Raw genomic sequence first — 12,724 nt, 5'->3', positions numbered from 1 at the left:
CATTTAATTATGTAGCAGGTTCGTATGTGGCAGGCACTAATGGTCCTTCTGCAGGACCAACAGTATCAACCGATCCAATAGCGGGAACACGAATATTAAAATGGCAAATTCCGGATGGAGTAGGGGTCACTTCTCTTATTGCCTTCGATTTTGAAATTGAAGTTGTTTCACCTGAAGATGTGAGTTGTCAAAATTATGATTTAAATGTAGCTACGCGAATAGAACAAAGTATTGACTGTTCAGGATCAGGTGGACCAAGTTGTCCGGTTGTTCAGAGTGTAACAGCGCAGACTGATGAAACAATTTCCGTAGAAAAATCTACTTTGGTTATAAGCTCAACATCTACAACCGCAGCAGTTAGTGGTAATGATCAGAATGTCAGTGCCAATTTTTCAATTGAAAACACTTCTGGTACTATGATGCCAACTGGTACTATTGTTTCAGCGTATTATGATGCGGATACTAATGGAGTCTTCTCAGCTGGAGATGTTTTAATTGGTACTAAAACGATGACAGTTCAGATTCCAGCAACAAGTACTGTTAATGGTTCTATTGACTTCACCACATCTCCAAACAGGGTTTGTAATATAGTATTAGTAATTGAATCATCAAATAACTCATGTGCTTGTGCAAATTCAGAAGCAGAGATGATTTCACCTACAAGCCTTTCTGGTTTAGCTGGATCTAATGTAACAGTTTGCGAAGTATCTGATTCTATAATAATAGGTCAAACATCAAACCCAAATTATAGTTATGCATGGTCTGGTGCAACGGCCGTTGAGACAGCTTATTTAGATGATATAAGCGCAGCACAACCAATTTTTACTTATTCGGGAGCAGATATTACAATTACGACTAATTTAATGTATACGGTTACCGTAACACTCCCTAATGGTTGTACCATGTCAGATGATGTACAGGTAAAGGTTTATCCTTCTCCCAATCCTACAGTTAATGTTAAGTCATCCAGTTGTAATTTAGATAATGGTGAGATTAGCTTTACTTTTCCTGATAATTTAAATAGATCATCAATTGAATTTAGTTTAGATAATCAAGCTTCTTATCAATCCTCGGTACCAGATAATAGTGGTTCTGTAACGTATTCAAATTTAGCCTCTGGCACCTATCGTTTATGGGCGAGGTGGGGCAATAATCAATGTCCGGTAGATTTAGGAGAGCATATTATCTCTGATATTCCCGAATCTACAATAAGTACGCATCCAACAATGCAATCTGTATTTGTAAATGACAATGCTGTTTTTACCGTGAATACAACCAATGCAGATTCTTTTCAATGGCAAGTAAGTACAGATGGCGGAGTTACTTTTAATGATATCTCTGATGGACCTGATTACTCAGGTACTCAAACAACAACCTTAAATGTTATTGCAGTAGACTTAACCCAAAATAATTTTCAATATAGAGTTTTAGTTTCGAGTACGTTAACTACTTGTGCTGACCAAATTTCAAATGCAGCTTTGCTTTCCATTAAAGTGAAATCGGTTATTACTAATAGACGAATTACAGTTAGGGTCAAGAAAAATTAATTTCTTAAATAGAGGTAGTGACTCGAACAAAAAGCGGTCCATTAAATAACGTATAATCTAGTTTTATTAAAGCCACATTTAGATAGACTTTTAATCGATAAGACAGAAGTTTTACAGGGGTTTAAGTAATTTTAAAAATCAGTTGACATTCAAAAACCTACCAGTTGCACATACATTTCGGACTTACACAACAATATTTACACTAACAATTTATATACAGATATATTTGCCTTATTAGAAGGTCAATGAATTCTATTGATGAAGAACTTAAATTATTTGTAGGTATATTAAATGTTGTTTAGCCCGGTAAAATTTCTGTATATTTTTATAGCGTTACTGTTTTCATTTCAGTTGGTCGCTCAGGAAACCTATCGTGATAATTTTAGCAGTGTATCTTATTCAAATAATAATGGCACTCAAAATTTTTCTACAGATTGGATAGAAACTGGGGAAACAAATACAGGACCCACGGCTCAGTACATGAGAATTAGCAGTAATAGATTAGAACTTTATTACATATGGGCAGAGACCATACGTAGATCTGCAAATCTTAATGGTGCGGCAACGGCGGTTCTGAGCTTTAATTGGCAGACTATAAGCCTTACCAATGGTAGAGCTTTGGCAGTACAGATATCTAATAATGGAGGAGCATCTTATACAACAGTAAACACTATCAATGGGAATAATAATTCAGGAACCTATAGTCAAGATATATCTGGTTTTATTTCAGCAACCACAACAGTAAGGTTTGCAAAATCGGGCAATAATTGGAATAATGATGATTATGCCTTTATCGATAATTTTCAGATTTTGGCAACTTTTCCCGCACCTATCCCAGTTATAGAAGCAACGGGTGTTACTGTAGATGAAGATTCAGGCAATGCTACTTTTACAGTTAGGCATACAGGTACTAATACTACAGGACCTTTTACGCTGAATTACCAAACTGTAGATGGTTCGGCGGTTAATGGAAGCGACTATACGTCTAGTACTGGTGTTTTAAATTTTAATGGTACTGCTGGAGATACGGAAACCATTACCGTTCCTATTTTAGATGATGGTACTATAGAAAATCCTGAAAATTTTACTTTAGAATTTACATTAGCGTCTGATCCAACGGTTGATATTAGTGACACAGCTACAGGAACAATTATTGATGACGATGCTCTTATAATGACAGATGGTGGTAGCGTTACCACTTGTAGTGATACCTTTTTTGACCCTGGCGGACTTTCTAATTACAGTAACAATCAAGATGTAACATATACCATTTGCCCAGATACCGCCGATACTTATATAAATATAAATTTTACAAGCTTTGAAATTGTTTCGGGAGATGTACTATATGTTTATGACGGTTCTAATACCAGTGGTACATTAATTGGCCAGTATGATAGTGCCAATGTACCTACAAGTATAAATTCTTCTGCTGCATCTGGCTGTCTAACGTTTAGATTTGTTTCTAACGGAAGTAATACAGGCGCTGGTTGGGAAGCAGAAATTAATTGTTTTGTTGATGGTCCTATTATTGTAATTGATGATATAACTTTTGATGAAGATGTGGGTAATGCTGTATTCACAGTAAGGTCCACTAGGGCTGCACATGGTAGAAATATATTTTTATTTGGGTTTGTAGAATCTCCGTTTACTGTAGATTTTCAAACAGTAGATGGTTTGGCGCTGGCTGGTAGCGATTATACTGCATCATCAGGTACGTTAACATTTACGGGAGAACTAAACAATGTCCAAACAATATCTGTACCTATTTCTAATGATGGTGTACCTGAATTTGCTGAAGATTTTGATATAGAATTTACAGGAGCAACTGCTCAATATGCAGTCGTGAACTATAACGATAAAGGAAAAGGAACCATAAACTCACAAATTTTGGCAAATGACCCTTTAACATTATTTCAAGAATTTGATGGGTATTATGATTATTCAACCACGGGAGGTACCATGCGTACGAGCCCTAATGGAGCTAGTCCATGTGCGGTTACGACATCATCGTCCAATAGTTTGGTTTCTCCGGTTCCGGCAACAGCAACTGTAGAAAGGGCTTATTTATATTGGTCTCATTCTAGTACCGTTCGTGATGCAGATGTAATTTTTGAAGGGCAAAGCGTTTCTGCTAATTTTCTGTATCAAACCTCTCTAGGTAACAGAAACTTCTTTGGATATGTAAGTGATGTAACCAGCATATTGCAAGGTGTATCTAATTTATCGAGCAATGTTTTTGATTTTAGCGGTTTAACGATTAACAATACGGGAGAATATTGTACTACTAGTACGGTTCTAGGGGGCTGGGCACTAATGGTGTTTTATGAAGATCGTTCTTTACCAGCTGTAAATATAAATTTATACCAAGGTTTTGATGGACTTAGTAATGATGGTAATTCGTTTACGCTAGATTCATTTTATGCCATATCTGGAACAGGGGCTAAAGCGTCATTTTTATCATGGGAAGGTGATCCGGATTTAAATGGTTCAAGTTCAGGTTCAACTAATCCTGAAGAACTATCGATTACAAACCAGCGAAATCAGAAAAATGTTTTGATAGGTGATGGGGGACAAACGGGTAACAACTCTTATAATTCTACAATTTACGATAACACCGTAGGGCCACCAGTTTATAATAATGCCAATATGTATGGTGTAGATTTAGACACGTATGATATTTCGTCATTTATACAACCAGCAGATAGTGAAGTAACGGCAAATGTAGATGTAGGTCAAGATTTTGTTATTTCTGCAGCGGTGGTATTAAAAGTTCCTTCCAACTTAATTGCAGGCCGTGTTTTTGAGGATATCAATTATCCATATGGTGCAGGTCGGGATCAATTAACATCGGGAGGGATAGGAATATCAGGAGCAATTGTAGAACTTTTTGATTCTTCAGGGACTTTTATCCAGAGAAAAAATACGGAAGCAAACGGAAATTATTCATTTGGAGGAATGGCAGATGGAGACTACTTTGTTAAAGTGGTAAGTTCAACCGTAAGATCTACAAGAGATAATGGGCCAAATTGTTCTTCTTGCTATCCGGTTCAGACATACAAGACAGAGATGGTTTCTGGTAATATTATAGATATTACTAATCAAGTAGGAGGGGCTAATCCACAAGCAGGTCAAGATGTTTCCCTAGGTGTTTTTAATAATGCGCAAAGTATATCTACCGTAGAGGTTGCAGGTAACGGTGTAGTAGGTATCAATTTTGGATTTAATTTTAATACGATTGTTAATACAAATGAAACCGGCCAGGTTCATTGACTCAGTTTATCAGGAATTCTAATACCATAGGTGAAGTAGGTTTGGATATAGAAGCCAATAGTTTGTTTGATCCAGCAGCAGGAGAAGACACTTCAATATTTATGATACCCTCTACGGCAGACCCTTTAGGCAGAGCCGCCGATAATAATTTTGCGAATGGGTATTTTAACTTTACCATGTCAAACCCTAACGAGTTGCCTGTTGTAACAGGCACAAATACCGTTATTGATGGTCGTACGCAAACGGCCTATTCGGGAAATACTAATTCTGGAACAGTAGGTTTAGGAGGAACAGGAGTAGGGAATTCCAATACGGCTTTACCAAATTTTGAGAGACCAGAAATAGAATTGTATAGTGCAGGTGGAGATGTTCTTCAATTAAACGGAACCAATGTAATAACACGTAATTTAGCTGTTCGTGCAGGTAACAATGCCGGAATTATCATTCAAGGTGGTTCGGCTACCGTGTCCCATAGTTTGTTAGGCGTAAATGCTGTTGGTAATCCTTCAGGTAATATAGATTATGGTGTTGAGGTTACTGGGGGAATAGCTATAATAGATAGCAATTATATTACAGAAAATACAGATGAGGGTATTTTGGTTGCCGGTGGAACATCTACTACTATTCAAAACAATCATATTACGGACAATGGCAGTAATGCTTGTTTTGATAATATAAAAATCAGTGGAGGTACTGGTATCGTTATTCAACAGAATTTAATAGATAGAGCAGCTTCACTTGGAATTGATGCAGAAGGAATAACTGGGTCATTAACGATTACGGATAATACAATTACAAATTCAGGTCAAGATGGAGGTAAATGTACGGGGGATGATGCCAACGTAGGAATTCGTTTAGACGGCAGTAACTCATCCGTAGTCAATAATATTATAGCTGCAAATGGCGGAGCAGGAATTGTATTAAGTGGAGGTAATACATCTGGAAACTTAATTTCTAGAAATTCTATATATGCAAACGGAACGGCTAGTGCAGCATTAGGTATTGATATAGATTTAACAGATGGATTTGGTGATGGAGTAACAATTAATGATTCAGGAGATAGTGATAATGGCCCTAATGGAGCTGTTAACTTCCCTATAATTACGGGGGCGTTCGTTTCAGGAACTAATTTAGTGATAGAAGGTTGGTCAAGACCAGGGGCGACTATAGAGTTGTTTGCTACAGATATTAATGAAGGCACGGCAACCATTGGTGATAATACTTTAGGAATGATCTATGACTATGGGGAGGGGCAACGCTACCTTAATACTATGGTAGAAGGTTCTGCTTCTGATTCAGAGTCAAATATTTCTACCTACACAGATGAAGACAATAATACGGATAACACAAATAAGTTCAAATTTAGTATTCCTTTGCCTGTTGGTATAACCTTAGGAAAGACGATAACCACCACGGCAACTTTAGCCAACTCCACATCTGAATTTTCTCCATTAAGTACGGTTAAAGCGTACACTGTTATTACTAACAGAAGAATTACATATAGAGTAAAACCCAACTAGTAATTTTTTCTTATTTGAGCTCAGATAAAGGGCCGAAATTATCTTCTAAATCAATAAAATTAACATTTCATTTAGTGTTAAAAAGTAGGTATTTCAACGAATTTATTTTCGGGATAATGGATCGTAAGTCAGTCGTATTATTGAACTTATCGACGATTGACATAAGAAAAAAATAAACCAAGACCTCAGCTTTCTCTACCTATACAATAGTAATTAACACTTATACAACAATTATTTTCTGTTGCTAACACTAAGGTTAATTTTGTAAAGTGTAATTGGATCATATTCAATTGAATTGATTCTACACAACCCAAAAACTGAATAACTTAACCAAATTTTGACATAGGTTTTTTTTCAAAACCAAATGGCATTTAGGAAGTACCAACCTCCTCTTCACCATACCAAGAATGTACATAAAAAGTACAATGTCCCGGGTAAGATTTCAGCTTTGATTTTAGTTTAAAATAGTTCGCTACTTGTAACGATTGTTCAAGTGGCTATGAAGAAATTTTGAACAATATGATTTTAAGTAAAGTAATGGTCATGAAAAGAATAATTACACTCTTAGTTTTCCTAATCTCCGGATTAACATTTGCACAGACTACGGTCAATTTAGAAGACCAATGTAATTGCGAGGTGTTAAGCGGTACAGATGTTACCGCTCCAGGGTTACCTACCCCTGCAGGAGCAGATATTGGTGATATTTATGTCAATACCGATACAGGTACAATTTATTTCTGGGATGGTGATTCTTGGGAGTTGACCTCTTCCGATGATCAGCAACTTCAAAACTTCACTTTTGATAATGTAAGTGGAGAACTTTCTCTTACACTTGAAAATGGAGGTACAGCAACAGTTATCCTACCGGTAGAGACCATTACTACCTTAACGGGAACGGCTGCATTAGGAAATGCTATTGGTGTTTATGAAAATGAAAACGGTGATTTAGTTACGATCAATGAAACAATTACTACTATCAGTGATGCTGGTGATGGCAACATTACGCTAACCAATGAATCAGGAGCAACAGTAACCGTAGCTAAATCAGATATAACAGATTTAGGTGGTGGTGTATACCAGTTTACAAACGGTGATGGTACAGATGTGACAATTGATACCAATGGAATGACCATAGATAATGTCATATTAGGTAATCGTATTGCAACGGTTAATGAGGCAGATGGTTCTACCACGGACATCAATGAAACAATTACGAATATTACCGGTACTTCAACTAGTGGAAATGAAATAGGTGTTTACGAAAAGGAAGATGGAACTACTGTTTCCATTCAAGAGAGCATTGTACGAATAGAAGATAATAATGATGGTAACATCACTTTAGTAGATGAAGCCGGAAACAGTGTAACCGTAGCCAAATCTGACATTACTGATTTAGGTGGCGGTGTTTATAGGTTTACAAATGGAGATGGAACGGATGTAGATATCAACACGAACGGCATCGCTATTACAGATGTCGTTGCCGGTAATCTAATTGCCACGGTAACACAAGCCGATGGAACGTTTACGGAAATAGACGAAACCATAACAAATATTACCGGTACTTCAACTAGTGGAAATGAAATAGGTGTTTACGAAAAGGAAGACGGAACTACTGTTTCCATTCAAGAGAGCATTGTACGAATAGAAGATAATAATGATGGTAACATCACTTTAGTAGATGAAGCCGGAAATAGTGTAACGGTAGCCAAATCTGACATTACTGATTTAGGTGGCGGTGTTTATAGGTTTACAAATGGAGATGGAACGGATGTAGATATCAACACGAACGGCATCGCTATTACAGATGTCGTTGCCGGTAATCTAATTGCCACGGTAACACAAGCCGATGGAACGTTTACGGAAATAGACGAAACCATAACAAATATCAGCGGTACTTCAACTAGTGGAAATGAAATAGGTGTTTACGAAAAGGAAGACGGAACAACGGTTTCCATCCAAGAGAGCATCGTACGAATAGAGGATAATAATGATGGTAACATCACTTTAGTAGATGAAGCCGGAAACAGTGTAACCGTAGCCAAATCTGACATTACTGATTTAGGTGGCGGTGTTTATAGGTTTACAAATGGAGATGGAACGGATGTAGATATCAACACGAACGGCATCGCTATTACAGATGTCGTTGCCGGTAATCTAATTGCCACGGTAACACAAGCCGATGGAACGTTTACGGAAATAGACGAAACCATAACAAATATCAGCGGTACTTCAACTAGTGGAAATGAAATAGGTGTTTACGAAAAGGAAGACGGAACAACGGTTTCCATCCAAGAGAGCATCGTACGAATAGAGGATAATAATGATGGTAACATCACTTTAGTAGATGAAGCCGGAAACAGTGTAACCGTAGCCAAATCTGACATTACTGATTTAGGTGGCGGTGTTTATAGGTTTACAAATGGAGATGGAACGGATGTAGATATCAACACGAACGGCATCGCTATTACAGATGTCGTTGCCGGTAATCTAATTGCCACGGTAACACAAGCCGATGGAACGTTTACGGAAATAGACGAAACCATAACAAATATCAGCGGTACTTCAACTAGTGGAAATGAAATAGGTGTTTACGAAAAGGAAGACGGAACAACGGTTTCCATCCAAGAGAGCATCGTACGAATAGAGGATAATAATGATGGTAACATCACTTTAGTAGATGAAGCTGGAAATAGTGTAACGGTAGCCAAATCTGATATTACTGATTTAGGTGGGGGGCTGTACCGATTCACCAATGGAGATGGAACGGATGTAGATATCAACACGAACGGCATCGCTATTACAGATGTCGTTGCCGGTAATCTAATTGCCACGGTAACACAAGCCGATGGAACGTTTACGGAAATAGATGAAACCATAACAAATATCACCGGTACTTCAACCAGTGGTAATGAAATAGGTGTTTACGAAAAGGAAGATGGAACAACGGTTTCCATTCAAGAGAGCATCGTACGAATAGAAGATAATAATGATGGTAACATCACTTTAGTAGATGAAGCCGGAAACAGTGTAACCGTAGCTAAATCAGATATCACTGATCTAGGTGGCGGTCTGTACCGATTCACCAATGGAGATGGAACGGATGTAGATATCAACACGAACGGCATCGCTATAACAGATGTCGTTGCCGGTAATCTAATTGCCACGGTAACACAAGCCGATGGAACGTTTACAGAAATAGATGAGACGATTACAACATTGTCCACAGCTGATAGTGTAAACTATACCTATACATCAGAGAATGGAACGCCAACGAGTTTTGATGGTACTGATGATCAAGAAGCAACGGAAGTCAACTTAACAACTCCTTTGGATGTTGATGGTGATAGCGTAGATGAAACAACAGTGGAAGAAGCTATTATTGATTTGGCAGCCAACGCTAGCGATAATCAGAATTTGACCGGTGCAACTTTAAGTGGAACAAATCAACTTCAAATAGATATAGAAAGAGGAAGTTCAACGAGCGTTGACTTATCATCTCTTGTAGAAACGGTAATTGCTGGAACAGGTGCCATTTCGGTAGCTGATGACGGAAACGGAAACTATACGGTTACTTCTACCGATCCTGACGAAGATGAAACGAACGAACTTACTTTAATTGATAGTGGCGCACCAGTAGTAATACCTTCAAATTCAGGTGTTACTTATGTTGATGATGTTGCAGGGCAATTATATGTTTTTGACGGAACAACTTGGCAGCAAGTCGGAGGTAGTGCAGCACCAGATGCTGATCCAGACCCAAATAATGAATTACAGACACTTACTTCTACAGATGGATCGGTAACATTAACGCCATCAGGAAACGACTATGATTTATCTGTAGCTGTTGTAGACGGTACGGAAACCAAAGTTGAATCAGGAAATGCAAATGTTACGGTAACAGGAGATGGGTCTACGGCCACTCCTTATCAAATCAGTAGTGTAGATTTAGATGAGCAAAATGCAACGGAAGTTCCATTAGATGCTCCTTTTGATGTTGATGGAGATACAGTAAACGAAACTACAGTTCAAGAAGCATTAGAAGATTTAGCTGCGAACGCAAGCGATAACCAACAAGTAAGCAGTGCGGTTGGAACGCCAAACGAAACGGTAGCTATCGATTTAGAACGAGGTGGTTCTACAACAATAAACATTCAAGATGCCGATGCCGATGCAACCAATGAGATTCAAGATGCTACGGAAGTAGCTTTGAACACTCCTTTTGATGTTGATGGAGATACGGTAAACGAAACTACAGTTCAAGAAGCATTAGAAGATTTAGCTGCGAACGCAAGCGATAACCAACAAGTAAGCAGTGCGGTTGGAACGCCAAACGAAACGGTAGATATCGATTTAGAACGCGGTGGTTCTACAACAATAAACATTCAAGATGCCGATGCCGATGCCACAAATGAGATTCAAGATGCCACGGAAGTAGCTTTGAACACTCCTTTTGATGTAGACGGAGATACAGTAAACGAAACTACAGTTCAAGAAGCATTGGAAGATTTAGCTGCTAATGCCAGTGATGACCAAACGTTAAGTACGGATGGTAATCCTGGTAATATTAGTATATCTGAAGGAAATGCAATTAGCTTAAATGTAGATGATGCAGATGCAAACGCATCAAACGAAATACAGACCTTAACATCAACAGATGGTTCAGTAACATTAACACCTTCAGGTAATGATTATGATCTTTCTGTAGCTGTTGTAGATGGTACAGAAACAAAAGTTGAATCAGGAAATGCAAATGTTACGGTAACAGGAGATGGTTCTATCGCTAGTCCTTATCAAATCAGTAGTGTAGATTTAGATGAGCAAAATGCAACGGAAGTTCTTTTGGATGCCCCTTTTGATGTTGACGGAGATACCGTAAACGAAACTACAGTTCAAGAAGCATTAGAAGATTTAGCCGCCAATGCTAGTGATAACCAACAAATAAGTAGTACGGTTACATCTCCAAATGAATTGGTCAATGTTGCTTTGGAACGAGGAAGTAACTTTGATATTGATATCCGTGATGCTGATTCAGATGTAACTAACGAACTTACCTTATTAGGTAATGGTTCTCCAACTGTAACACCAAGTAATAGTGGGGTTACTTATGTAGATGAGGTTGCTGGACAATTATATGTTTACGACGGTACTACATGGAATGCTGTAGGTGGAAATGCATCACCAGATTTAGATGGTAATCCAAATAATGAAATCCAGACAGTAGCCTCAGCAGATGGTTCTGTGGATGTAGTAAGAACGGGAGACGATTTTGATTTATCGATAACTATTCCTGCGAATAACGATAACGATGCAACCAATGAGTTTCAGGATTTAAGCTTGACAGGTGATAACCTTACTTTAAGCGATGACCCTACCGCAACTACAATCGATTTGAGTCCTTATGCGAACAATGACACGAACGAAATCCAGACAGTGGCATCAGCGGATGGTTCTGTAGACGTAGTAAGAACGGGAGACGATTTTGATTTATCGATAACGATTCCTGCCAATAACGATAACGATGCAACCAATGAATTTCAGGATTTGAGCTTAACAGGTGACAACCTTACTTTAAGCGATGACCCTACCGCAACTGCAATCGATTTGAGTCCTTATGCGAACAATGACACGAATGAAATCCAGACAGTGGCATCAGCCGATGGTTCTGTAGACGTAGTAAGAACGGGAGACGATTTCGATTTATCGATAACGATTCCTGCGAACAACGATAACGATGCAACCAATGAAATCCAGACAGTGGCATCAGCGGATGGTTCTGTGGATGTAGTAAGAACAGGAGATGATTTTGATTTGTCGATAACGATTCCTACGAATAACGATAACGATGCAACCAATGAAATCCAAGATTTAGGAATAGCAGGAGATCAATTAAGTATAACAGGTGGTAATACAATTACGCTTCCTTCTGCGGATGGTTCAGAAACGGTAGTAAACGGAGCAGGTATCAACGCTGTTACCGGTTCAGGAACAACAGCAAGTCCTTATGTAGTTACCGGAACAGAAGTGGATGGAGATATTACTAACGAACTTACCTTTGTTGATGCGGGTACGCCTGCCGCAACAGGAACTACAGGTACTAATAGTGGAGAAACTTATGTAGATACTTTAACGGGACAACTATATGTCTACGATGGTAGTACATGGCAACAAGTAGGTGGAAATGCTAGTCCTGATGCGGATCCAGATCCAAACAACGAAATCCAGACAGTGGCATCAGCGGATGGTTCTGTAGATGTAGTAAGAACGGGAGACGATTTTGATTTATCGATAACGATTCCTACGAACAACGATAACGATGCAACCAATGAATTAGGATTTAAGCTTAACAGGTGACAACCTTACTTTAAGTGATGACCCTACCGCAACTGC

Annotated in this window: 4 protein-coding genes; all 4 read left to right on the top strand. The window is 38.4% G+C overall.

Annotated features, from left to right (window positions below; translation table 11 throughout):
- The first annotated feature begins 26 nt into the window (after positions 1–26).
- Positions 27–1,547, top strand: coding sequence for a hypothetical protein (locus Q5W13_RS02960; protein WP_304445335.1), 1,521 nt, complete (start codon positions 27–29; stop codon positions 1,545–1,547).
- A gap of 291 nt (positions 1,548–1,838) precedes the next feature.
- Complete coding sequence (locus Q5W13_RS02955; protein ID WP_304445334.1) at positions 1,839–4,817, top strand: Calx-beta domain-containing protein; 2,979 nt, start codon at positions 1,839–1,841, stop codon at positions 4,815–4,817.
- Entirely contained in the window at positions 4,814–6,337 is a 1,524-nt protein-coding gene (locus Q5W13_RS02950; RefSeq protein WP_304445333.1) for a right-handed parallel beta-helix repeat-containing protein, read from the top strand. The genes Q5W13_RS02955 and Q5W13_RS02950 overlap by 4 nt, the downstream gene beginning before the upstream one ends.
- A 543-nt stretch (positions 6,338–6,880) precedes the next feature.
- The gene (locus Q5W13_RS02945; RefSeq protein ID WP_304445332.1) at positions 6,881–12,688 is read left to right on the top strand and encodes a beta strand repeat-containing protein; all 5,808 of its coding nucleotides are present in this window, start codon (positions 6,881–6,883) and stop codon (positions 12,686–12,688) included.
- Positions 12,689–12,724 lie beyond the last annotated feature (36 nt).

The sequence above is a fragment of the Zobellia laminariae genome, from assembly GCF_030553095.1.
Taxonomy (GTDB): Bacteria; Bacteroidota; Bacteroidia; order Flavobacteriales; family Flavobacteriaceae; genus Zobellia; species Zobellia laminariae.
This window is presented reverse-complemented; position numbering and strand designations above follow the sequence as displayed.